The sequence below is a fragment of the Leisingera sp. ANG-M7 genome (assembly GCF_000813965.1).
Lineage (GTDB): Bacteria > Pseudomonadota > Alphaproteobacteria > Rhodobacterales > Rhodobacteraceae > Leisingera.
This window is the reverse complement of the sequence record NZ_JWLI01000006.1, coordinates 376,940-397,933: the sequence shown is the minus strand read 5'-3', so window position 1 is coordinate 397,933 and position 20,994 is coordinate 376,940. Positions and strand designations below refer to the sequence as shown.

General features: G+C 59.5%; 24 protein-coding genes and 1 tRNA gene. 19 read left to right on the top strand and 6 right to left on the bottom strand.

What is annotated here, in order from left to right; all coding sequences use genetic code 11:
• Nucleotides 1-24: 24 nt before the first annotated feature.
• Both RA26_RS09310 and RA26_RS09305 read left to right on the top strand, forming a co-directional pair.
• Nucleotides 25-891, top strand: a complete 867-nt coding sequence (locus tag RA26_RS09310; protein WP_039182986.1) for a YihY/virulence factor BrkB family protein — start codon at nucleotides 25-27, stop codon at nucleotides 889-891.
• Between the two features lie 128 nt (nucleotides 892-1,019).
• On the top strand, nucleotides 1,020-1,208 hold the full coding sequence (locus RA26_RS09305) for a hypothetical protein (RefSeq protein WP_039182984.1): 189 nt from the start codon (nucleotides 1,020-1,022) through the stop codon (nucleotides 1,206-1,208).
• Nucleotides 1,209-1,214: 6 nt separating this feature from the next.
• On the opposite strand, the gene RA26_RS09300 is transcribed toward RA26_RS09305, so the two are convergent.
• Together RA26_RS09300 and RA26_RS09295 are read right to left on the bottom strand one after the other, a co-directional pair.
• Complete coding sequence (locus RA26_RS09300) at nucleotides 1,215-1,931, bottom strand: RlmE family RNA methyltransferase (protein ID WP_039183432.1); 717 nt, start codon at nucleotides 1,929-1,931, stop codon at nucleotides 1,215-1,217.
• 76 nt (nucleotides 1,932-2,007) lie between these two features.
• Nucleotides 2,008-3,120 (bottom strand): Ppx/GppA phosphatase family protein, encoded by a 1,113-nt coding sequence (locus RA26_RS09295; protein WP_039182982.1) that lies wholly within the window; start codon nucleotides 3,118-3,120, stop codon nucleotides 2,008-2,010.
• A 285-nt stretch (nucleotides 3,121-3,405) separates the two neighbouring features.
• Between RA26_RS09295 and RA26_RS09290 the strand changes: the two genes are divergently transcribed.
• The 3 genes from RA26_RS09290 to RA26_RS09280 are packed head-to-tail and all read left to right on the top strand — an operon-like array spanning nucleotide 3,406 to nucleotide 5,724.
• Nucleotides 3,406-3,702, top strand: a complete 297-nt coding sequence (locus RA26_RS09290) for a virulence factor (RefSeq protein WP_039182980.1) — start codon at nucleotides 3,406-3,408, stop codon at nucleotides 3,700-3,702.
• A gap of 24 nt (nucleotides 3,703-3,726) precedes the next feature.
• Nucleotides 3,727-4,653 carry a methylenetetrahydrofolate reductase gene (locus tag RA26_RS09285; protein WP_039182978.1) on the top strand — a complete coding sequence of 309 codons (927 nt, stop codon included), beginning with the start codon at nucleotides 3,727-3,729 and terminating at the stop codon, nucleotides 4,651-4,653.
• Between the two features lie 9 nt (nucleotides 4,654-4,662).
• Nucleotides 4,663-5,724 carry a methyltetrahydrofolate cobalamin methyltransferase gene (locus RA26_RS09280; protein WP_039182976.1) on the top strand — a complete coding sequence of 354 codons (1,062 nt, stop codon included), beginning with the start codon at nucleotides 4,663-4,665 and terminating at the stop codon, nucleotides 5,722-5,724.
• Nucleotides 5,725-5,908: 184 nt separating this feature from the next.
• On the opposite strand, the gene RA26_RS09275 is transcribed toward RA26_RS09280, so the two are convergent.
• Nucleotides 5,909-5,998, bottom strand: a tRNA-Ser gene (locus RA26_RS09275).
• A 123-nt stretch (nucleotides 5,999-6,121) separates the two neighbouring features.
• On the opposite strand from RA26_RS09275, the gene RA26_RS09270 reads away from it, so the two are divergent.
• From RA26_RS09270 to RA26_RS09240, 7 genes are all read left to right on the top strand, one after another.
• Complete coding sequence (locus RA26_RS09270) at nucleotides 6,122-6,973, top strand: DUF2059 domain-containing protein (RefSeq protein WP_039182974.1); 852 nt, start codon at nucleotides 6,122-6,124, stop codon at nucleotides 6,971-6,973.
• 201 nt (nucleotides 6,974-7,174) lie between these two features.
• Nucleotides 7,175-7,738 (top strand): 50S ribosomal protein L21, encoded by a 564-nt coding sequence (rplU, locus tag RA26_RS09265; RefSeq protein WP_039182971.1) that lies wholly within the window; start codon nucleotides 7,175-7,177, stop codon nucleotides 7,736-7,738.
• A gap of 11 nt (nucleotides 7,739-7,749) precedes the next feature.
• Nucleotides 7,750-8,019: a 50S ribosomal protein L27 gene (gene rpmA, locus RA26_RS09260; protein WP_019297807.1), complete on the top strand. Its 270-nt coding sequence runs from the start codon at nucleotides 7,750-7,752 to the stop codon at nucleotides 8,017-8,019.
• Between the two features lie 249 nt (nucleotides 8,020-8,268).
• On the top strand, nucleotides 8,269-8,805 hold the full coding sequence (locus RA26_RS09255; RefSeq protein WP_039182969.1) for a GNAT family N-acetyltransferase: 537 nt from the start codon (nucleotides 8,269-8,271) through the stop codon (nucleotides 8,803-8,805).
• 120 nt (nucleotides 8,806-8,925) lie between these two features.
• Nucleotides 8,926-9,960: a GTPase ObgE gene (gene obgE / locus RA26_RS09250; RefSeq protein WP_039182967.1), complete on the top strand. Its 1,035-nt coding sequence runs from the start codon at nucleotides 8,926-8,928 to the stop codon at nucleotides 9,958-9,960.
• Nucleotides 9,948-11,054, top strand: coding sequence for a glutamate 5-kinase (gene proB, locus RA26_RS09245; protein WP_039182965.1), 1,107 nt, complete (start codon nucleotides 9,948-9,950; stop codon nucleotides 11,052-11,054). The genes obgE and proB overlap by 13 nt, the downstream gene beginning before the upstream one ends.
• A 75-nt stretch (nucleotides 11,055-11,129) precedes the next feature.
• Nucleotides 11,130-12,395, top strand: a complete 1,266-nt coding sequence (locus RA26_RS09240; RefSeq protein WP_039182963.1) for a glutamate-5-semialdehyde dehydrogenase — start codon at nucleotides 11,130-11,132, stop codon at nucleotides 12,393-12,395.
• Nucleotides 12,396-12,456: 61 nt separating this feature from the next.
• Here RA26_RS09240 and RA26_RS09235 read toward each other — a convergent pair whose 3' ends face one another.
• On the bottom strand, nucleotides 12,457-13,053 hold the full coding sequence (locus RA26_RS09235) for a histidine phosphotransferase family protein (RefSeq protein WP_039182961.1): 597 nt from the start codon (nucleotides 13,051-13,053) through the stop codon (nucleotides 12,457-12,459).
• Between the two features lie 34 nt (nucleotides 13,054-13,087).
• Here RA26_RS09235 and RA26_RS09230 point away from each other — a divergent pair, with 34 nt between their 5' ends.
• From RA26_RS09230 to tsf, 5 genes are all read left to right on the top strand, one after another.
• Nucleotides 13,088-13,270 carry a DUF3553 domain-containing protein gene (locus RA26_RS09230; protein WP_039182960.1) on the top strand — a complete coding sequence of 61 codons (183 nt, stop codon included), beginning with the start codon at nucleotides 13,088-13,090 and terminating at the stop codon, nucleotides 13,268-13,270.
• A gap of 107 nt (nucleotides 13,271-13,377) precedes the next feature.
• Nucleotides 13,378-14,133, top strand: coding sequence for a GNAT family N-acetyltransferase (locus RA26_RS09225; protein ID WP_039182958.1), 756 nt, complete (start codon nucleotides 13,378-13,380; stop codon nucleotides 14,131-14,133).
• A complete protein-coding gene (locus tag RA26_RS09220; protein WP_039182955.1) occupies nucleotides 14,130-14,966 on the top strand; it encodes a lysophospholipid acyltransferase family protein in 837 nt (278 codons plus the stop codon). Before RA26_RS09225 ends, RA26_RS09220 begins: the two co-directional genes overlap by 4 nt.
• Before the next feature lie 182 nt (nucleotides 14,967-15,148).
• On the top strand, nucleotides 15,149-15,922 hold the full coding sequence (gene rpsB / locus RA26_RS09215; RefSeq protein ID WP_039182953.1) for a 30S ribosomal protein S2: 774 nt from the start codon (nucleotides 15,149-15,151) through the stop codon (nucleotides 15,920-15,922).
• An 80-nt stretch (nucleotides 15,923-16,002) separates the two neighbouring features.
• On the top strand, nucleotides 16,003-16,878 hold the full coding sequence (gene tsf / locus RA26_RS09210) for a translation elongation factor Ts (protein ID WP_039182951.1): 876 nt from the start codon (nucleotides 16,003-16,005) through the stop codon (nucleotides 16,876-16,878).
• Between the two features lie 494 nt (nucleotides 16,879-17,372).
• On the opposite strand, the gene RA26_RS09205 is transcribed toward tsf, so the two are convergent.
• Together RA26_RS09205 and aroQ are read right to left on the bottom strand one after the other, a co-directional pair.
• Nucleotides 17,373-18,128, bottom strand: coding sequence for a LuxR family transcriptional regulator (locus RA26_RS09205; RefSeq protein ID WP_039182949.1), 756 nt, complete (start codon nucleotides 18,126-18,128; stop codon nucleotides 17,373-17,375).
• Nucleotides 18,125-18,574 carry a type II 3-dehydroquinate dehydratase gene (gene aroQ / locus RA26_RS09200; RefSeq protein ID WP_039182947.1) on the bottom strand — a complete coding sequence of 150 codons (450 nt, stop codon included), beginning with the start codon at nucleotides 18,572-18,574 and terminating at the stop codon, nucleotides 18,125-18,127. Before aroQ ends, RA26_RS09205 begins: the two co-directional genes overlap by 4 nt.
• Before the next feature lie 263 nt (nucleotides 18,575-18,837).
• On the opposite strand from aroQ, the gene RA26_RS09195 reads away from it, so the two are divergent.
• Nucleotides 18,838-20,049 carry a serine hydrolase domain-containing protein gene (locus RA26_RS09195; RefSeq protein WP_039182946.1) on the top strand — a complete coding sequence of 404 codons (1,212 nt, stop codon included), beginning with the start codon at nucleotides 18,838-18,840 and terminating at the stop codon, nucleotides 20,047-20,049.
• 44 nt (nucleotides 20,050-20,093) lie between these two features.
• Nucleotides 20,094-20,957, top strand: a complete 864-nt coding sequence (locus RA26_RS09190; RefSeq protein ID WP_039182944.1) for an acyl-CoA thioesterase — start codon at nucleotides 20,094-20,096, stop codon at nucleotides 20,955-20,957.
• The last annotated feature ends 37 nt before the right edge of the window (nucleotides 20,958-20,994 follow it).

Genomic DNA, 20,994 nt, shown 5'->3' with positions numbered 1-20,994 from the left:
CTGCAGTTGTGGGACGTTGCGACTATGCCGATCCTTCCGCCAGTCCGCATGTGGCCAGCCGCATTGTTATCCGCCGCCGGCCGTTTCAACAGAAAGAACGGCTGGGTGATGAGCAGCCATATCGCCATGTCGATGATGCTGGCGCTTTTTCCCTTTGTGCTGTTCACCGTTGCACTGGCAGGCACCATTGCCGGCCTCCTGTCGCAGGAGGTCGAGGTCGAGGCGATGACGGAACAGGTGTTCAGTGTCTGGCCTGATGCGGTGGCACGGCCGATCCTGACGGAACTCAAGGCGGTATTGCGGACATCCAATACGCAACTGGTGACATTGGGCGGCCTGTTTGCGCTTTATTTCGCGTCAAACGGCGTCGATGCCGTGAGAACCGCCATGGTCCAAGCCTATCATGACACCGACACCCGGCCGTTCTGGCGGTCCCGTGCGCTGTGCATCGCGCTGGTCATTCTTGGCGGCGCGGGCATTCTGGCGGTCACGGTGTTCGAAGTGATCATGCCGCTGTATGTGCGCCACATTACCAAACTGCTGCCTTTTGCCACTGTGCCACAAGGTTGGGAGCAGGGGCTGAGGGGGCTTCTGGCCCTTGCGCTGCCAACGGGTGCGGTTCTAGCGTTTCATGTTCTGCTGCCTGGGCGGGTGCATCGTTTCCGGCGCATTCTGCCAGGCGCCGTGCTGACGCTGCTGCTGTGGTTGATCTGCGGCAGCGGCTTTGCGATCTACGTTGGTTCATTCGCCCAGTATTCAGCCACTTACGCAGGCCTGGCAGGCGCAATGGCGGCGATGATTTTTTTGTATCTCAATTCCGCCATTCTGATCTTGGGAGCGGAATTCAACGGTGCCCTCATCGATATGGCGAACAGCATGGGCCGGACATAGACCCTGCGGCACTGGTGCAACTGTTTCCGTTTATTCAACAATAAGGCAGCCTTGCCACAATTGCGCCCAGGTCTCAGCCCAATCGGCCCTTAGAACTACAGAAAGCTGCGGATCCAGAAAGGGCCATCATGACAAAACTGCAAAACAAACTGCGCCGCATGCGTCTGTTCGAACTGATGCGGCAGCATGGACTTGCCCGCAATGCTGTCCGCGAACTGCAGGTGTCCCGGCTGACCGATGAAGAAGGCGAGGAGGCCATTCTGCTTCGCACGCTTGCAGCCCGGTCGCTGACCATGCCCCACAACCGTCAGGTTTGACGCGGTTCAGCCGCGGAACCCCATGGCCACAACAAATTTCTCAGAGCTGTCCGACCGCGAGGAGGGCGGCTTGATGTTCATTACCTTGGTGAATTTCTGTTTCAGAAGCTTCTGCAAATCACCCTCTGCGCCGCCGGCCAGAACCTTGGCGACAAAGGTGCCGCCTTCCTCCAGCACGTCAAAGGCGAAGTAGGCGGCGGTTTCGCACAGCGAGATGATCCGCAAATGGTCAGTCTGCTTGTGGCCTGAACTGGCCGCAGCCATGTCCGACATCACCACATCCGCTTTGCCACCCAGCCATTCCTTGACCTGATCGTCAGCGCCGTCGTCCATGAAGTCGAGCTGGTGGAATTCTGCGCCTGCCAGCGGTTCGACCTCCTGCAGGTCGACACCAATGATGCGCCCGACAGCCTTGCCTTGTTTTTCGCCGAGAGAATTGATCCGCTTCACTGCCACCTGCGCCCAGCCACCCGGCGCACAGCCGAGGTCAACCACCCGCGCACCGTTCACCAGGAAGCGGAACTTGTCGTCCAGTTCCATTATCTTATAAGCGGCGCGGCCGCGGTAGCCTTCGGCCTGGGCGCGTTTGACATAGGGGTCGTTCAGCTGCCGCTGCAGCCAGCGGGTTGAGCTGAGCTTGCGCCCGCGCGCCGTTTTCACATTGACTTTCAGGTCCCGCTGACCGCGTCCCGAAGTGTTCTTTCCTGTCGGTGTTTTTGCCATGATTGCCACCATTTGCGCCGGGCGTCCGGAGTTTCGACACCTCCGGCCCGGAAAAATCCAATTCTACCGGCCCCGGTTAATAGGGGCCGTCTTCCAGAACGCCATCCGCACTCATCTGCGCATAAAGCAGGCCTTCGCGCAGGCCGCGGTCCGCGACCGATAGCCTGTCGGTGGGCCAGCAGCGCAGCAGAGCCTGCAGGATGGCGGAACCGGACATGATCAGCGCCTGCCGGTCCTCGCCGATGCGAGGGTCGCGGCGGCGGCCCTGAGGGCCGAGTTCTAGATAACCCCGGATCACTTTGTCAATCTGATCACTGGTCATCCGCAGCCCGTCCACCTTAGTCCGGTCATAACGTTTCAGGCCCAGGTGGGACGCTGCAACGGTGGTGACGGTGCCGGAGGTGCCGACTATCTGAAACCCCGCACGTGCCTGCTCATCTTTGTAGGGGGCGAAATCGGCCAGATTTTCCTCGAAGAACCAACTCATCAGGGCAAATCGGGCTGCATCGTCCTCCACGTCATTGAACTGGTCGCGCAGCGTAGCGACACCGAGAGGCACCGAGATCCAATCCACCACCTTGGCGGCAGGAAAGGGGCTTTCGGTAGGGTGAAACCCGTTATGCAGCCGCATGATGGCCGCCGGCCGGTCGCGCCGTGGCACGGAAGACACGTCGATCCACACCAATTCAGTGGAGCCGCCGCCGATATCAACCACCAGCAACTGCTCCGTCTTGGTGGACACCAGCGGCGCGCAGGAAATCACTGCCAGCCTCGCTTCCTCCTCCGGCTGTATGATTTCCAGTGTCAGACCGGTTTCCCGTTTTACTTGGCGGATGAAATCACGTGCGTTCTTGGCGCGGCGGCAGGCCTCTGTTGCCACCAGCCGCATCCGCTTGACCTTGTTGCGTTTGAGTTTCTGCTGACAGATCCGCAGCGCCTGGATGGTGCGCGCCATCGAGGACCGCGACAGCCGTCCGGTCCGCTCCAGTCCGGCGCCGAGCTGCACCGACTTGGAGAAACTGTCGACCACATGAATGCCGCTGCCCTTGGGCTGGGCAATCAGCATGCGGCAGCTATTTGTACCCAGATCCAGCGCAGCATAAAGCGCATCAGGATCGGGACGGGCCGGTGCAGGGGTCTCAACCGCTTTGGGAAACGCGCCCGCACCTTTCGAGCGCCTGGGCGCCATGATTCACGCCCTCCGATTATCGTGTTAAGAATGACAATAGGTGCGCGGATGAACCGGCGCAAGCGCCGTGGGAGCAGAAGTGAAGCAATTTCCGCTGCTTCCCGAAAAACTCATAATCCACATGAATATTTTGGCACTAAGCCGCTGTGGCATTCGCAGGTGTACAAAGCTAGTGTCGCGGCAGCAAAACGTCGCTCAATCCCATCGTGTTGTCGAAAATCGACCAACCTGCGGCGCGCCACCGCACTAGAACGTGGTCTATCCAGGCTAGGAGGAAAGCAAGGCATGCCCGACGTTACGATCGTATACTGGCGCGATATCCCCGCGCAGGTCATCGTTGGCAAAGGCCGCCGCGGCGCCAAGCGTCAGCTCGAGGAACGGTTCGAGCAGGCAATTGACCGCGCAGCCATGAAGGTGAACGCAAAAGACGCGGACGCCTATCTGGCTGAATGGCGCAAGGCTGCCCCTTTCTCTGCAGAAGGTGAGGCGGCTGATGTAGCCGAAGCCGAAGCGAAGCGCCTGGAAACTGAGTATGATCAGGACCGCCTGAAGGCACTGATTGCGAATGACGGATGGGCGTGACCCCTACCACTTTGGGAGGCCGTGATGGCTTTGCTGAACTTTAAAAAACGCGACTCTGGCGCAGGCCAATCCGCCACCCCGGAGATGGAGGCCTTCCTGAAGGGGTATTCCATCGAAGTGATGCCCCGTACGGCTGCAAAGGTGGAGGATTTCCGCGACCTGCTGCCCGCCGGAACGCGCGTTTACATTGCGCACATCGAAGGCACGCCGATCGAGGATATGGTCGAGACCGCCAAGCGCATCGCTGGCGAAGGCTATGATGTGATGCCGCACTTCCCGGCACGGATCATCAAGGACAAGGCGACGCTGGGAGACTGGATCAGCCGTTATCAGGGTGAGGCAGGCGTCAAGCAAGGCCTGATCCTGGCAGGCGGCGTTGCCAAGCCGCATGGCGACTTCGACAGCTCGATGCAATTGCTGGAGACCGGCCTGTTCGACCAGGCAGGCTTTACCAACCTGCACGTGGCAGGCCACCCCGAGCCGAACCTGGACATCGACCCCAAAGGCGGCCGCGCCAACACCTATGCGGCGCTTGACTGGAAACAGGAATTCTCCAAGCGCACCGACGCTCAGATGGCGCTGGCAACCCAGTTCTGCTTTGAGTCGCAGCCCGTGATCGACTGGGTGAATGAACTGAACGAGCGCGGCATGAACCTGCCGGTTCACATCGGTATCGCCGGCCCGGCCAAACTGCAGACCATGATCAAGTTCGCCATCGCCTGCGGCGTCGGCCCGTCGCTGAAGGTTCTGCAGAAGCGCGCCAAGGATGTCTCCAAGCTTCTGCTGCCGCATGAACCGGGTGAGGTTCTGGCGGGTCTGGCAGCCCACAAGGCAGCCAACCCTGACTTTGCAATCGAGAAGGTTCACTTCTTCCCGCTGGGCGGCATCAAGACCAATGCCACCTGGGCCATCAACAACGGCGGCGACTCCGCCAAGCCGGTTAACTCCTAAGGATCCACAATGACCCGTACAGTCGTAGAATCAAAAACAAAAACCGCGGTCCTGGGCTTTGACGAGCCGTTCTGCGTAATCGGCGAGCGTATCAACCCGACCGGCCGCAAGAAACTGGCGGCCGAGCTGGAAGCCGGCGATTTCTCCACCGTTGAAAAGGACGCTGTGGCACAGGTTCTGGCCGGCGCAACCGTGCTCGATATCAACGCAGGTGTGGTTTACAACTCCAACCCGAACCCGAACGAGACCGAGCCGCCGCTGATGAAGAAGATCGTCGAGCTGGTTCAGGGCCTTGTTGACGTGCCGCTCTGCATCGACTCCTCGGTTCCCGGCGCGCTGGAAGCTGGCCTGGAAGTTTGTGAAGGCCGTCCGCTGCTGAACTCGGTCACCGGCGAAGAAGAGCGTCTGGAGCAGATCCTGCCGCTGGTCAAAAAATACAACGTGCCGGTTGTGGCGATCTCCAACGATGACACCGGCATTTCGGAAGACCCCGACGTGCGCTTTGCCGTTGCTAAGAAAATCGTTGAGCGTGCTGCTGATTTCGGCATTCCGGCGCATGACATCGTGGTTGACCCGCTGGTGATGCCGGTTGGCGCCATGGCGACTGCCGGCCTGCAGGTGTTTGCCCTGGTCCGCCGCTTGCGCGAGGAACTGGGTGTGAACACCACTTGCGGCGCGTCCAACATCTCCTTCGGACTGCCGAACCGTCACGGCATCAACAACGCCTTCCTGCCGATGGCAATGGGCGCGGGCATGACTTCTGCGATCATGAACCCGGTGGCGCTGCCGGTGACCCAAAAGGCAATCGCCGAGAAGAAGGCCGCTGTCGAAGCCGCTGGCATCATCCTGCCTGAAGCCATGGATGACGAGGCGTTTGTCACCATGTTCGGACTCGGTTCCACCAAGCCGCGCGCCGGTAAAGAGATGGAGGCCATCCGCGCCGCCAACTTCCTGACCAACAACGACCCGCATGGCGGCGAGTGGATCAAGTTCAACAAGCCCCCGGCAGCCGAGGGTGAAGAAGGCCGCGGCCGTGGCGGCCGCGCCGGCGGACGCCGTCGCCGCGCTTGATCCGCATACTGCAAATCAATACAAAGGCCGGGCAGCATTGCCCGGCCTTTTTTCTTATTCAAATTCAGAAAGTTAGGCGCGCATTCTAAAGGGTGCCCAGGCCTGGGGTGCATGGCTGGAGACCAGCGCGCCGACCCGGCGCGGGCTTAAGTCTTCATTTTGGGAAGCGGTCTACAAGGAAAAATGGCGGAGAGACAGGGATTCGAACCCTGGGTGGGCTTGCACCCACAACGGTTTTCGAGACCGCCCCGTTCGACCACTCCGGCACCTCTCCGCGGGGGTCTGGTGGGGCAGCGTTTAAGGTTGATTCCAGACCGGCGCAAGGGGCGATTTGCGCCTTTGGCAAAAAAAGCCGGATTTGCGTTGCCAGCCAACGGTTTTTGCTTAGATTTGCACTATGCAGATGACCCTTCCGCTCCCCGTTTTCCTGATGCGTTTTCTGGCCGCAATGTGGCTTGGCTGCTGGGCGGTCGCCCAACCTGCCGCTGCCGCGGATCGTGCCCGGGTGGAGGCATTTCTGGAGGTTACCGGCTTTGACGTGGCGCTCGACAGCATCGCGCTGTCCGCCTCCAGCGCTCCGGACATGCTGGGCGTCGATGCCGGTGCCTTCGGGAGCCAGTGGACCGAAATGTCGGAGGAAGTCTTTGATACCGCACAGATGCGTGGCCTGGCTCTGGATATTCTGGAGAACACTCTGGATGACGAGGCACTGGATCACGCCTCCGCATTTTATGCCAGTGATCTGGGGAAGCGGCTGGTGCGGGCGGAAAATTCCTCGCATCTGGTCGAGGACGATGAGGTGAAGCAATTGGCGGGCAACCGCATCATCTCTGATCTGGTCAAGGCGGGAAGCAAGAGAGTCGCGATGTACCAGCGGATGGGCAGCGCAATCGATGCAGCGGGCACTGGTGTAAAAGCGCTGCAGCAGATCCAGTTCCGCTTCCTGATGGCCGCCGCCGCTGCTGGCGTGATCGAAATGGATCTGGATGCGGATGAGCTGCGCGCGCTGATGAAGGAGCAGGAAGGCGAACTGCGGCTCAGCCTGCAAGCTTCCAGTCTGGCGGCCTCTGCTTATACCTATCAGGAGTTCTCCGACGCAGAGGTGCAGGCCTACGTCGAGGCCCTGGAGGAGGAGCCGATGCAGCGCGTCTATGAACTGCTGAATGCGGTGCAATACGAGATCACCGCCAACCGGTTCGAGGAGCTTGCGCACCGCATGGCGGAGCTGACACCGGGCCAGGATATCTGATTTTCGCTGGGCACCTGAAATGCCAGTGGAAAACAGTTGACACACACACCGATCCGAACCATAAGCCCGCATCCCGGCCCGGAATCCGTGCGCCGGGGTTTATTTGTCATACGCCCATCCAAGGGCGCGCTGTTCGAGGCGGCATCTGCCGAAACGCCCGCAAGGGGGCCGTAGGACGCGGTTAGAAAAGGAAAGACGCACATGTTTGCGGTCCTCAAGACTGGCGGCAAGCAGTACAAGGTTCAGGCGGGCGACGTGCTCCGCGTTGAGAAACTTGCTGCAGATGCCGGCGACACCATCCAATTCGACGAAGTTCTGATGCTGGGCGGCGACGCTCCGGTTGTCGGTGCTCCGCTGGTTGACGGCGCAGCCGTCAAGGCAGAAGTGATCGAGCAGATCAAAGGCGAGAAGCTGATCCACTTCGTCAAACGCCGCCGGAAGCACTCCTCCAAGCGCACCAAAGGCCACCGTCAGAAGCTGACCCTGGTCCGGATCACCGAGATCCTGGCTTCGGGCGCCACCAAAGCCGCACCGAAAGCTGCTGCCAAAGCCAAAGCTGCTCCGGCTGCTGAAGCTGCTGCAGGTTCGGACGACCTGACCGCCCTGACCGGTGTTGGTCCCGCAGCTGCCGCCAAGCTGGCAGACGCAGGCCTGACCACTTTCGCCCAGATCGCAGCCTTGTCCGCAGACGACATTGCTGGTATCGAGGCGATCAAAGTGAAGCCCGAGTGGGTTGAGCAGGCCAAAGAACTGGCCAAAGGCTAAGGAGAGAGAGAATGGCACATAAAAAAGCTGGCGGTTCCTCCCGTAACGGCCGCGACTCTGCTGGTCGCCGCCTTGGCGTGAAACTCTACGGTGGCCAGGCAGCCATCGCAGGCAACATCATCGTGCGTCAGCGCGGCACCAAGTTCTGGGCCGGCGAAGGCGTAGGCATGGGCAAGGATCACACCCTGTTCGCAACTGCCGACGGTGCTGTAAGCTTCCGTAAAGGCCTGAAAGGCCGCACCTTTGTATCGGTTCTCCCAGTGGCGGAGGCCGCTGAGTAAGCCGACCCGAAGGGTAAAGAAATCTTTAGGGGGATCGGCTATAAGGCCGGTCCCCTTTGCCGTTTTAGACTGTGAGAATGTGATGAGTTTTTCTGGAAAGCCCGGCTGTCGAACGCGCCTGAAATGTGTTCACGCCAGGCAAACGGGAATTTTTCCACAATTTGAACGTTGTAACTATTGCCGCCGCAGCCGCGCGGACACATCTCAAGCAGGCAGCCGCAAGACTGCGGGCTGAGGAGGAGCAGACCCATGAACCTGGAACAGATCGTGTGCCAGCAAGTCATCGAAACCGAACGTTTTGTGCTGCGGCCGCTTCGAAAGTCAGATGCCGGCCTGATTGAGCATTACGTCAGCGACCAGCGGGTGGCCCGCATGACCCGTTCGGTACCCCATCCGCTGCCGCCGGGCGCGGCTGAGGCGTTTGTGGCCCGTGCCATGTCTGATGAGCGGGACGAAGATGTTTGGGTGATCGATGGCACCGTTGAGGGCGATTCCGAGCTGAAGGGTGTCATTGGGCTCAAGCGGATGGACCGAAATCAGTCAGAGGTCTCTTATTGGACTGCGCCGCCGTTCTGGAACACCGGGCTTGCCTCTGCCGCGCTGAAGGCGCTGGTTGATGCCAACCCGCAGAAGAATGACGCGATGTTTGCGTCCGTCTTTCAGGACAACCCGGCCTCGGCCCGGGTTCTGATCCATTGCGGCTTTGATTATCTGGGCGACGCCGAAAGCTACTCGGTGGCGCGGGATGCCTCAGTCCCAACCTGGACTTACAGCCGAAAACTGTGATTGGCGCGGCGCGCGCTTTGCGGTAAGGCAATCGAAACAGTCCCGTCACGGCCCCGGGCCTTGGCGGGACACTTGTACTGCACGGGCGGACATTGAGGTCTGCTGCATTAAGGAGCTGTCATGAAATTCCTCGATCTGGCAAAGGTCTATATCCGCTCGGGCGCCGGCGGGAACGGCTGCGTCAGCTTCCGCCGTGAGAAGTACATCGAATACGGCGGTCCGGATGGGGGCGACGGCGGCAAGGGCGGCTCGGTCTGGGCTGAGGTCACCGAGGGGCTGAACACCCTGATCGACTTCCGTTACCAGCAGCATTTCTTTGCCAAGAACGGGCAGTCCGGTATGGGCCGCCAGCGCACCGGCAAGGATGGCGACGACATCATTCTGCGTGTGCCTGTCGGAACCGAAATCCTGGACGAGGATCAGGAAACCGTTCTGGCCGACCTCACCGTGCCCGGCGAGCGTGTGCTGCTGGCCAAGGGCGGCAATGGCGGTTTCGGCAACCTGCACTTCAAATCCGCCACCAACCAGGCGCCGCGGCGCGCCAATCCGGGGCAGGAAGGCGTTGACCGCACAATCTGGCTGCGGCTCAAGCTGATCGCGGATGCGGGTCTTCTGGGCCTGCCGAATGCGGGCAAGTCGACGTTCCTGTCGGCGACGTCCAATGCCCGCCCCAAGATCGCGGATTACCCGTTCACCACGCTGCACCCGAACTTGGGCGTGGTCGGCATAGACAACACCGAATTTGTGGTCGCGGACATCCCCGGCCTGATCGAAGGCGCGCATGAGGGCAAGGGGATCGGCGACCGCTTCCTGGGCCATGTGGAACGCTGCGCGGTGCTGCTGCACCTGATCGACGGCACCTCCGAAACCGTGGTTGAGGATTACGAGACCATCATCGGCGAGCTGGAGGCCTATGGCGGCGTTCTGGCCACCAAGACCCGGATCACCGCACTTAACAAGGTCGATGCAATCGATCCGGAGGAGCTGGACGAGAAACGCAAAGCCCTGGAAGAGGTTGTTGGAGGTCCGGTGCTGCTGATGTCCGGCGTCAGCCGTCAGGGTGTGAATGAAGTTCTGCGTGCCCTGCGCAACGAGATCGACGATGACCGCTTGCGGATGAAGCCCGCCGAGGAGGAAGAGCCTTGGCAGCCCTGACGTCGGCAAAACGCATTGTCGTCAAGATCGGCTCGGCGCTGCTGGTTGACCGGGAGACCGGTGAGCTGCGTGTTGGCTGGCTGCATTCGCTGGCCAATGACGTTGCCTGGCTGAAGTCGCGCGGCACCGACGTTGTGCTGGTGTCCTCTGGTTCTATCGCGCTGGGGCGTGGTGTTTTGGGCCTGCCGCGTGCTGACCTGCCTCTGGAGCAATCCCAGGCAGCCGCTGCCGTCGGTCAGATCCGCCTTGCCCGCGCCTATGAGGAGGCGCTGGCGCCGCACCGGATAACCACGGCGCAGGTTCTGGTAACGCTGGAAGACAGTGAAAACCGCCGCCGCTACCTGAACTCACGCGCGACACTGGAAACGCTGCTGGCGATGGGGGCTGTGCCCATTGTTAACGAGAATGACACCATCGCCACTGATGAGATCCGCTATGGCGACAACGACCGTCTGGCGGCACAGGTTGCGGTGACCGTTGGGGCTGATGCTTTGATCCTGCTGTCAGATGTGGATGGTTTTTACAGCGCCAACCCCGCGCTGGACGCTGATGCCAAACGCTATGACCGGATTGATGAAATCACGCCAGAGATAGAGGCGATGGCCGGGGACGGCGTCTCCGGCCTGTCCAAGGGCGGCATGATCACCAAACTGCTGGCGGCTAAGATGGCAACCGCCGCTGGCTGCGCCATGGCGATCACTGAAGGTTCGCCTCTGAACCCGCTGAAAACGCTTGAAGAAGGCGCGTCTTGTACCTGGTTCACTGGACAGGGCGACCCGCAGGCCGCGCGCAAACGATGGATCGCGGCGATGAAGACCCGCGGCGTTCTGACTATCGACGAAGGCGCCGCCCGCGCGCTGATGTCCGGTAAAAGCCTGCTGCCCGCAGGTGTCCGTCATGTGGAGGGTGACTTTGGCCGCGGCGATCCGCTGGCCATCCTCGGCCCAGACGGGCGCAAACTGGGGCAGGGGCTGTCGCGCTACACCGCGGACGAAGCCCGTGCCATCCAAGGCCGCCAATCGCAGGAGATCGAGGCCACGCTGGGCTATCCCGGCCGCGCCGCTCTGATCCACCGCGATGATATGGCGCTTTGACCGCACCACCTTATAGTTTATTCCAGCCGGGACGGCACCCAGTGCCAGACAGGGACCGGCAAGGGCACGAGACATATGAAAGACAATGAAAACATCCCCGCCGTGATGGCGGAGCTTGGCAAACGTGCAAAGAAAGCGGCGCAAGTGCTGGCTACAGCCAGCGCTGAACGCAAACATGCAGCACTCATCGGAGCCGCAGAAGCGGTCTGGAACCGCCGGGCAGAAATCATCGCGGCAAACGCCAAGGATCTGGAGTTCGGCCGCGGCAAGGGCCTGTCGGACGCGATGATGGACCGGCTGATGCTGGATGAGGCGCGTATTCAAGGCATCGTCGACGGGTTGCGCGCAGTTGCAGAGCAGCGTGATCCGGTCGGCGAAATTATGGAAGAGTGGGAGCAGCCCACCGGCCTCAAGATCCAGCGCGTCCGCACACCGCTGGGTGTAATCGGTGTGATCTACGAAAGCCGGCCCAATGTGACCGCCGATGCCGGCGCGCTTTGCTTGAAATCAGGCAACGCGGTGATCCTGCGCGGCGGCTCCGAAAGCTTCCATTCTTCACAGGCGATCCACGCCTGCCTGGCAGATGGCCTCAAATCCGCAGGCCTTCCGGAAGACGCAGTGCAATTGGTGCCGACCCGCGACCGCGCCGCAGTGCAGGAACTGCTGACCATGACAGACTATGTGGATGTCATCGTCCCGCGCGGCGGTAAGGGATTGGTCGGGCTTGTGCAGCGCGAGGCGCGGGTGCCTGTTTTTGCCCACCTCGAGGGCATCGTGCACATCTACCTCGACAAGGCTGCAGATCCGCACAAGGCGCTGGAGGTGGTGCTGAATGCCAAGACCCGCCGCACCGGCATCTGCGGTGCTGCCGAGTGCCTTCTGATCCATCAGGACATTGCGCCGACGCTCGGCAAGATGGTTCTGGAAGCGCTGGCCTCCGCCGGTGTGGAAATCCGCGCTGAGTCAGGGCTTCCGGGACCGGTGGGCATGATCAGTGCCTCGGAAGAGGACTGGGGCAAGGAGTATCTGGATTCCATCATTGCAGCCAAGCAGGTGGCGGACATAGATGAAGCGATCCAGCACATCCGCACGCATCACTCCCAGCATACCGATTGCATCATCACTGAGGACGAGGACGCGGTTCAGAAGTTCTTTTCAGAACTCGACAGCGCCATCCTGATGCATAATGCCTCAACTCAGTTCGCCGATGGTGGCGAGTTCGGAATGGGGGCAGAAATCGGGATCGCCACGGGCAAGATGCACGCCCGCGGCCCGGTGGGGGCAACCCAGCTTACCAGTTTCAAATATCTGGTGCGCGGCAACGGCACCATCCGCGCCTGACCTTCATAAATGCAAAACGCCGGGCATGTAGCCCGGCGTTTCTTTGCGCAATATGCAGTTTTCAGAACTGCATCGTGATGTTTTCCAGGTTCAGTTCCAGCCTTACGGTTCGGCCTGCCTCCTTTGCTGCCTCCGGCAGCATGGCGAATTGAACCAGTGCGGGCGTTATCTCGGCGTTGGAGCTGCCGCCGCTGACACGAGCCCACAGCTCATCATCAACCGTGACTTTGCGGCCTTCGCCGACGATCGTCCATTTGCCGTCGGCACAGAAGATTTTGACCGTGCCGCCATAGGGCAGGGCGCTTTCCAGGCACAGCGCCGACAACAGCGCCAGCCGAGCCTCGCTGCGGGTGCAGCCCTCCAGCGGCGACCATTGATATTGAATGCGTCCGCCCTTGCTGACGTCTTCAAGCACGGAAACCACCTCTGCCCGCGGTGTCTGCTGGTCGCCGGCGGAGCCGAAGGCGATGCGGAAGAAACGGATGCGCGCATTGGCATTTGCGACGCTGTCGGAAATCAGCTCCAGCTCTGGTCCCGACATGCTGCCGGCCATGCCCAGAAGCTCCAAACCATTGTTGATGGCGCCGACCGGGCTGATCAGATCATGACAGATCCGCGACCCTACCAATGCGGCCAGATTGGCGTTATCTACACCCATAACTATTACTTCCTCCGAACTGGGCCATCCCCCTATGAATGACCTCAACGCTATTTTCACCCCCGGCATGTTCGTCCGTCACCCGGATCACCCCGATTGGGGAGTGGGCCAGGTGCAGTCGAACGCGGGCGGCAAGATCACTGTGAACTTTCCCGACCAGGGCAAGCTTGTGATTGACGGAGCGCGTGTCTCCCTTATTCCCGTCTTTGATCCATAACGGTTTATGAAGGGTTAACGTAATCCCTCAAATTTTCCCCAATACCTGCGCGCTCTTTGCCTGATTGGCTTGCAGCGCTCAACCCTCAACGATGCGAAGGTGAGCAAATGGCAGACGCCGCCCCGGAGTTTTCTGTGAAAATCGCTGAATCTGAGGATGAACTGCGCGCCGCGCAGGCCCTGCGCTATGACGTGTTCGTGCGTGAACTGGGCGGTGGCGGCGAGATGGTCGATCACGAGGCTGGGCTTGAACGGGACAGGTTCGACCCCTTGTTCGACCACATGCTGGTGACGGACGAGGCCACGGGCACAGTGGCAGGGGTTTACAGGCTGCTGCGCGATGACCAGGCGGCACAGGCGGGACAGTTCTATTCAGAGGATGAATACGACCTGAGTGCGCTGAAGGCCTCAGGCCGCCGGCTGCTGGAATTGGGCCGGTCCTGCCTTCACCCCGATTACCGCGGCGGGATGGCCATGTTTCACCTTTGGTCTGGACTGGCGGACTATGTTGAAAAGCACGGGATTGAGGTGCTGTTCGGCGTCGCAAGCTTCCATGGCACCAACCCCAAGGCGCTGGCCAATCCGCTTGCCATGCTGCACCACAACCATCTGGCGCCGCCAGATCTGCGTGTGCGGTCAAAGAAATTTCAAACCATGGACCTGGTGGGCGTTGATGATCTGGACCGAAAGCGCGCCATGGTCGAAATACCGTCTCTGATCAAGGCATATCTGCGCCTCGGCGGCTTTGTCGGCGAAGGCGCGTATGTCGATTATGCTTTCAACACCACCGATGTTTGCCTGATCCTGGACACGGCGCGGATGAATGAGCGTCAGCGCAGGATCTACACGGGAGGCCGGGAATGAACATCAGCTGGCACAGCGAAGATCCCCCGGATCCGATACGGATCCCCTTAGCTGGCTGGCTGCTAGTGCTTTTGCGCGGTCTTCCGCTGGCGCTGCTGGTGTTCGGCGGGCTGGCGATTCTGCTGATGGTTCGGCTTGCCGAGCGGCCCCTTTTTGGCGTTCGGCGCCCGGTAACGCCCTTCATCACCCAGTTTGTCTGCCGCAACGCGTTCCGCCTTCTCGGGATCAATTACAGAACCCGGGGCGGCCTGATGCGCCGGAACGGAGCAGTGGTCGCCAATCATTCCTCCTGGCTGGATATTTTCGCACTCAATGCACGTAAGCGGATCTATTTCGTCTCCAAGGCGGAAGTGGCCACATGGCCGGGGATTGGCTGGCTCGCGCAGGCAACCGGCACCGTTTTCATCGAACGCAATCCGAAAAAGGCAAGGGAGCAGGCGGAACTGTTCGAACAGCGCCTGCTGGCGGGGCACAAGCTGTTGTTTTTTCCGGAAGGCACCTCGACAGACGGGTTGCGTGTTTTGCCATTTAAAACAACACTCTTTGCCGCCTTTTTCACAAAGGAACTGCGCGAACAGCTGCATGTGCAACCGGTTTCCGTGCGGTTTCTGCCGCCCAAAGGAGAGCCAGACCGGTTTTACGGCTGGTGGGGCGACATGGACTTCGGGCCTCATCTGCTCAAGATCCTTGCAGCTCCGCGGCAGGGTGCGGTGGAACTGATCTACCATCCGCCTCTGAAGGTCTCGGACTTTCCGGACCGCAAATCCCTGGCCGCCAAGGCGGCGGAAATGGTTCGTTTCGGCCATGAAACCGGCCGTCCGGCGGGTAATTGACGGTTTGCACTGCTTTTCCGCCCCGCAGCCCTTGTCAGCTGACAATTTCTGATCTATAGGCGCGCCTACGAACCCGCAGGCGGGGTTTGGCCTGATCAGGGGAGACATCCCTGACGGACCCCCGGTTGGAGCATCCGCTCTGAACCCCCGCCGAGGATTGAAACCGGAAAGGATATATTAGCATGGCTCTTCCTGAGTTCTCCATGCGTCAGCTGCTGGAAGCTGGCGTTCACTTCGGCCACCAGACTCAGCGCTGGAACCCGCGCATGTCGCCCTTCATCTATGGCGCGCGCAACGGCATCCACATCATGGACCTGACCCAGACTGTTCCGATGCTGGACCAGGCGCTGCAGGTTGTCCGTGACACCGTCGCCAAGGGCGGCCGCATCCTGTTCGTCGGCACCAAGCGCCAGGCAGCTGGCCCGATCGCCGAAGCTGCTGAGAAATCTGCTCAGTACTACATGAACCACCGTTGGCTGGGCGGCACTCTGACCAACTGGAAAACCGTTTCCCAGTCGATCAACCGCCTGAAGGAAATCGACGAGAAGATGTCCGGCGGCGCCGAAGGCCTGACCAAAAAAGAGCGTCTGGGCATGGAGCGCGATCAAGAGAAGCTGCAGGCCTCCCTGGGCGGCATCCGCGAAATGGGCGGCGTGCCGGACCTGCTGTTCGTCATCGACGTGAAAAAAGAAGCACTGGCCATCGCCGAAGCCAAGAAACTGGGTATCCCGGTTGTGGCTGTTGTCGACACCAACTGCTCCCCCGATGGCGTTGACTTCATCATCCCGGGCAACGACGACGCATCGCGCGCCATCTCGCTGTACTGCGACCTGGTTGCCCGTGCGGCTCTGGACGGCATGTCGGCTCAGCTGGGCGCAGCAGGCGTTGACCTGGGCGCACTGGAAGAAGCACCGGCAGAAGAGGCCGTTGCTGAAGAAGCAGCCGCCGAAGCCTGATCCGTTCTGTCACGGAACTGACATGCGGGGCAGGGTATCACCTGCCCCAAATCTGTTTTTGAATTGAGGAGAGCCAAGAGATGGCAATCACTGCAGCAATGGTGAAAGAACTGCGCGAATCCACCGGCGCAGGCATGATGGACGCGAAAAAAGCACTGGTCGAGAACGACGGCAACATGGAAGCCGCCGTTGACTGGCTGCGCACCAAAGGCCTGGCGAAAGCCGCCAAGAAATCCGGCCGCACCGCCGCAGAAGGCCTAGTGGCTGTTGTCGTCGAAGGCGGCAAGGGCGTTGCCGTCGAGGTGAACTCCGAAACCGACTTCGTTGCAAAGAACGGCGAATTCCAGGAAATGGTTGGCAAAATCGCCACCGCAGCTCTGGGCGCCGCTGACGTCGAAGCCCTGGCTGCAGCAGATCTGGGCGGCAAATCCGTTGCCGAGACCCTGACCGACAAGATCGCCACCATCGGCGAAAACATGTCGCTGCGCCGCATGGAAACGCTGGAAGGCGAGACCGTCGTGTCCTACGTCCACAACGCGGCAACTGCCGGCATGGGCAAAATCGGCGTTCTGGTTGCAATGAACGGCGGCGACGAAACCATCGGCAAACAGGTTGCAATGCACATCGCAGCCGTGAACCCGGCGGCGCTGTCCGAAGCTGACCTGGATGCCTCCATCGTTGAGAAGGAAAAGCAGGTTCAGATCGACATCGCCCGCGAATCCGGCAAGCCGGAGCAGGTGATCGAGAAGATGATCGAAGGCCGCATGAAGAAATTCGTGGCTGAGTCGACCCTGCTGAACCAGCAGTTCGTCGTGAACCCTGACCTGACCGTGGAAGCCGCAGCCAAGGAAGCAGGCGCCACCATCACCGGCTTTGTCCGTGTGGAAGTCGGCGAAGGTATCGAGGTCGAGAAAGAAGACTTCGCAGCAGAAGTTGCCAAAGCTGTTCAGGGCTGATCTGGTCCAAACGCATCAAGTTCGGAAACCGGCAGGAGATCTCTCCTGCCGGTTTTTTTGTGTGAGAAGGCAGGCATGAGAAGACTGTCCAATGACATGGCTCCAGCCACCTGCGATTAGGAAAAAAACTGTTGCAGCGGAAGTGCGAGGGGCCCCGCTGATGGGGATGGGCAGGACCCCTCATATATCGGGGCAGAACACGGATCTATACGTGCCTGCCCCAGACCAGGTAGGAGAGCCTTGTAATCGCAAGGTTCGATACCCAAAGTTCCTTGGCCAAAGCCACCACTCACGGAACATGAGGAATTTGCAATGAATTATCCTTTAGCGGTAGTACAGAATACCATACTTTTTGACGCTAATTAACGTCTTTTGCGCTGCTGTTAGCGAGTGGGTGCCTTCAGCTGGAGGATACTTAACATGTAAAACCTCCATTATTTCAACGCTATAAGCTTCTAAGCTGAGGCCGGATTGGAGGCGGTTTGGTTCGAGCCTTAGGCGTCCACAACATACATCTGGTTGTAAAGGGCAGCTTTCAGGACAGCCTGCGCAGTGGTCTCCACTGACAAAGATTCCCGTGCCAAGCGAAGGTGTTTTTCAATTGTCGCCGGCGTCAGTCCCATCAGCAATGCAATATCCTGAGTCGTCTTGCCATCACCGACCCATTGCAGCACCTCCCGCTGCCGCTTGGTGAGGCTCCGGTGCGGAGTTTCATAGGGCAGGGTGAGGATCTTCAAATGCGCCACGTTGTTCATCAGGACAATATCCTCGCCCTCATCCTGCCACAGTGCATCTACCTGATCCTGAGACAGGCCCGGCCGGGCGGCCAGGGAAATTGCACCTTTGTAGCGTGGAGAGGAGGAGCAAAAGCTAATCGTATAGCCCGCTTTCATGTCCAGGGCCTGGTTGAATTCGTGTACTTTCAGAGCTTCGGGACCCAGAGCGCCTTTTGCGGCCATTTCCTGGACAATCCGCCAGCTACCGGGGCCCTCATTCTCTAGAGCCCAGCGGAGCATCGGCGCGTGAAAATAGAGCCCCTTGCGCAGGAAGCCGTCCAAGTACGCGTTCTCATGGTTGGACAAGATGACGAAGTCATCCGGATCCCCCAAAGATGTCTCTGTCTTGTAGCGCGTGTGCCCGTAGATCAGCCTGTCGAACCCGTACTCTGACATCTGCTGAACGTGGCCATGCCACAACTCCTCCAAGCTCTGCGCACCGCAGACAAAATTCAGGTATCTACGGATTTTCATGCTGAACCGGCACCCTTCAAATGCGCCGCCAGAGCATCTAGTGCCAGCAAAAAACCCTGTGCGCCAAATCCGCAGATCTGTCCCAGTGCTGCCTTGGATATGTAGGAGGTGTGGCGGAACGCCTCGCGTGCATGAATGTTTGAAAGATGCACTTCAACAGCCGGAATTTCCACGGAAATCAAGGCATCCATCAGTGCGATTGAGGTGTGCGTATAGGCTCCGGCATTCAGGATAATCCCCTGATGGCGGCCCTTGGCATCATGGATCGCGTCAATAAGAACGCCCTCGTGGTTCGATTGCAGGCAAGCTACTTCCAAACCCAGCTTCGCGGCATGATCCGCACAAGCGTCCTCAACCATTGCCAATGTCACAGAGCCATAGACCTCCGGCTGGCGGGTGCCAAGCAGGTTCAGGTTGGGTCCGTTCAAAACCAGAATACTCGCCATCGGTATGTCCTTGCCGTCTTTCCCTTTGAACTTCTAAGACAAATTTATTTCGAATGCGAACACACAAACGTATTTAGGCGAAAAAAACGTGAGGCAACTTGCTCTGGTTGAAGAAACCGGGATGCTGCTGAGTTGATACCTGTGGTGCAATGCAAAGTGATCCGCTCAACCAAAGACACAAGATCCGCTCGACCTGGCCAAACGTTCAACGCATTATCCCCCAAGTCCCAGTGGGAATTACCGGGTATGGACGGGAGGCGCCAATGAACCCTGAGCTAGTGGGGAGAATTAACTCCTGGCAGCAACGCTATGCGGACCAACGGAAATATCCTGGAAGCACATTGCTGATCCGCCGCGGTGGTGAGGAAATCTACTTCCATGCCGCTGGGATGCGGAACATGGAAGAGAACCTGCCATATACCCGCGATACGCTGGTGCGGCTCTACTCAATGACCAAGCCTGTGACGTCGCTGGCTGTTATGATGCTGCTGGAACGCGGCGCGTTTCACCTGGATGCGCCAGTCAGCGATTTCCTCCCGGAATTCAGTAGCATGAGGGCACTGATACCGGCTGCAACGGCCATCGATCAGACTGAACCATGCCAGGTGCCGACACTGCATCAGCTGCTGACACATACCAGCGGGCTGAGTTATCCGTTCAATCCGGGAGTTTTACCCCAAGCAATGGCGGGAGAAGATATCCTGTTCAAGCCGGACCATGGTCCGCTGTCTTCCATGGTTGCGCGCCTGGCAGAGCTGCCTCTGGCATTCAAGCCGGGGAGCCGCTGGGAATATTCGGTGGCAACGGATGTACTGGGCCGGGTTGTGGAGGTTGTGTCCGGCAAGACGCTGGGCAGCTTTCTGAGCAGTGAAATCTTTGAGCCGCTGGGCATGGCAGAGACCGGATTTCAGGTGCCAGACGGGGCAGGGAGCCGCTTTGCCTCGCTCTATACGCCGCTTGCCGGTGATGCCATGGCGCTCAACTCTGCGGATTCAGGCAACGACAGCTTGCGCCTCACTGACAGTCACGGGAACTCTCCTTTTGAGCAGGCCAGCATGCAGTCAGGCGGTGGCGGGCTGGTTGGCACAATTGATGACTACATGGTGTTTGCTGAGATGCTCCGGCAGCGGGGCCGTTGCAAAGATGGTTTCCTTATCAGCCCGTATGTGATTGATTTTATGATGCAAAACCATCTTTCTGGCGATATTGCATCGATGGGGCCCAGCAGTTTTGCAGAGCAGCCTATGGAAGGAATGGGCTTCGGGCTTGGTGGTGCGGTCGTGCTGAATCCTGCACGTGCCCGCTGTCCTGGTTCCATCGGAGACTTCAGCTGGGGCGGAATAGCCTCAACCTTTTTCTGGGTCGACCGGAAACTGGACTTGTCAGTGGTGTTTCTGACCCAGCTGGCACCCTCCAGCTCATATCCATCACGCCCGGAACTCAAGGCACTGGTGCATGGCGCCATCACAGACTAACGTGCATTTCCGGCAACACGGCTGGTGAATGGAAAGAAATACCTATGACTGATACCGCCAAAGTTCTGCTTGATCTCCTGGATCTTGAATGCCTGGACACCAATCTTTTCCGAGGGTCCGGATCTGGTGGTGAAACCCCGACGCGGATCTACGGCGGGCAAGTGATCGCGCAGGCATTAACTGCGGCTTATTCTACTATTTCCGGACGTTTATGCCATTCTCTTCATGCGTATTTCATCCGGCCCGGTGATCCGTCAAGGCCGGTAATCTACGAGGTTGATCCCGCGCGCGACGGCCGCAGTTTTACCACGCGGCGGGTTGTGGCGATGCAGAACGGAAAGCAAATCCTGAACTTGGCAGCTTCCTTTCATGCTCAGGAAGACGGCTGGGATCATCAGCACAAAATACCCGAGGTGCCGGATCCGGGCAGCTTGGAGCCGCGCCACAAAATCCTCAAGCGGAATGCCAACCGATTTGCGCAGGACAAGCAGGCTGAACTGCTCCGGCCGCGGCCGTTTGAAATCCGCGAGGTGGAGCCGCGCGACCCGATGGCACCCGAAAAAACCAGTGATGCCAATCAGATGTGGGTTCGAATGGAAGCGGCACGCGGCGCTGGCCCGGAACTGCAGCACATTCTGCTGGCCTATGTGTCGGACTTCGGGCTGCTGGGATCCTCGATGCGTCCGCATGGGCTGACGTTTCACAATCCCGAAGCCATGACGGCAAGTCTGGACCACGCGATGTGGTTCCACGCTCCAGTGCAATTGCAGAATTGGCATTTGTATTCGATGGACGCGCCATTTGCAGGCAGCGCCCGCGGTTTTAATCGCGGATCTATCTTTACAGAAGACGGGAAATTGGTAGCCAGTGTTGCCCAAGAGGGCTTGCTGAGACCTCTAAAGCGCTGATCTTGCGAATAATTAGCTGCCACAGCCACTCGGATCG

Excerpts from the sequence above, each read along its gene's own strand:
- RA26_RS09270 (WP_039182974.1), top strand. The coding sequence starts at position 6,122 with ATGCAGATGACCCTTCCGCTCCCCGTTTTCCTGATGCGTTTTCTGGCC.
- RA26_RS09285 (WP_039182978.1), top strand. The coding sequence starts at position 3,727 with ATGGCTTTGCTGAACTTTAAAAAACGCGACTCTGGCGCAGGCCAATCC.
- RA26_RS09235 (WP_039182961.1), bottom strand. The coding sequence starts at position 13,053 with ATGGGTGTAGATAACGCCAATCTGGCCGCATTGGTAGGGTCGCGGATC.
- RA26_RS09290 (WP_039182980.1), top strand. The coding sequence starts at position 3,406 with ATGCCCGACGTTACGATCGTATACTGGCGCGATATCCCCGCGCAGGTC.
- RA26_RS09310 (WP_039182986.1), top strand. The coding sequence starts at position 25 with ATGCCGATCCTTCCGCCAGTCCGCATGTGGCCAGCCGCATTGTTATCC.
- rpsB (WP_039182953.1), top strand. The coding sequence starts at position 15,149 with ATGGCTCTTCCTGAGTTCTCCATGCGTCAGCTGCTGGAAGCTGGCGTT.
- RA26_RS09205 (WP_039182949.1), bottom strand. The coding sequence starts at position 18,128 with ATGAAAATCCGTAGATACCTGAATTTTGTCTGCGGTGCGCAGAGCTTG.
- RA26_RS09255 (WP_039182969.1), top strand. The coding sequence starts at position 8,269 with ATGAACCTGGAACAGATCGTGTGCCAGCAAGTCATCGAAACCGAACGT.
- RA26_RS09225 (WP_039182958.1), top strand. The coding sequence starts at position 13,378 with ATGGCAGACGCCGCCCCGGAGTTTTCTGTGAAAATCGCTGAATCTGAG.
- RA26_RS09240 (WP_039182963.1), top strand. The coding sequence starts at position 11,130 with ATGAAAGACAATGAAAACATCCCCGCCGTGATGGCGGAGCTTGGCAAA.
- RA26_RS09190 (WP_039182944.1), top strand. The coding sequence starts at position 20,094 with ATGACTGATACCGCCAAAGTTCTGCTTGATCTCCTGGATCTTGAATGC.
- rplU (WP_039182971.1), top strand. The coding sequence starts at position 7,175 with ATGTTTGCGGTCCTCAAGACTGGCGGCAAGCAGTACAAGGTTCAGGCG.
- RA26_RS09300 (WP_039183432.1), bottom strand. The coding sequence starts at position 1,931 with ATGGCAAAAACACCGACAGGAAAGAACACTTCGGGACGCGGTCAGCGG.
- RA26_RS09295 (WP_039182982.1), bottom strand. The coding sequence starts at position 3,120 with ATGGCGCCCAGGCGCTCGAAAGGTGCGGGCGCGTTTCCCAAAGCGGTT.
- RA26_RS09195 (WP_039182946.1), top strand. The coding sequence starts at position 18,838 with ATGAACCCTGAGCTAGTGGGGAGAATTAACTCCTGGCAGCAACGCTAT.
- tsf (WP_039182951.1), top strand. The coding sequence starts at position 16,003 with ATGGCAATCACTGCAGCAATGGTGAAAGAACTGCGCGAATCCACCGGC.
- RA26_RS09280 (WP_039182976.1), top strand. The coding sequence starts at position 4,663 with ATGACCCGTACAGTCGTAGAATCAAAAACAAAAACCGCGGTCCTGGGC.
- RA26_RS09220 (WP_039182955.1), top strand. The coding sequence starts at position 14,130 with ATGAACATCAGCTGGCACAGCGAAGATCCCCCGGATCCGATACGGATC.
- aroQ (WP_039182947.1), bottom strand. The coding sequence starts at position 18,574 with ATGGCGAGTATTCTGGTTTTGAACGGACCCAACCTGAACCTGCTTGGC.
- obgE (WP_039182967.1), top strand. The coding sequence starts at position 8,926 with ATGAAATTCCTCGATCTGGCAAAGGTCTATATCCGCTCGGGCGCCGGC.
- RA26_RS09230 (WP_039182960.1), top strand. The coding sequence starts at position 13,088 with ATGAATGACCTCAACGCTATTTTCACCCCCGGCATGTTCGTCCGTCAC.
- rpmA (WP_019297807.1), top strand. The coding sequence starts at position 7,750 with ATGGCACATAAAAAAGCTGGCGGTTCCTCCCGTAACGGCCGCGACTCT.
- RA26_RS09305 (WP_039182984.1), top strand. The coding sequence starts at position 1,020 with ATGACAAAACTGCAAAACAAACTGCGCCGCATGCGTCTGTTCGAACTG.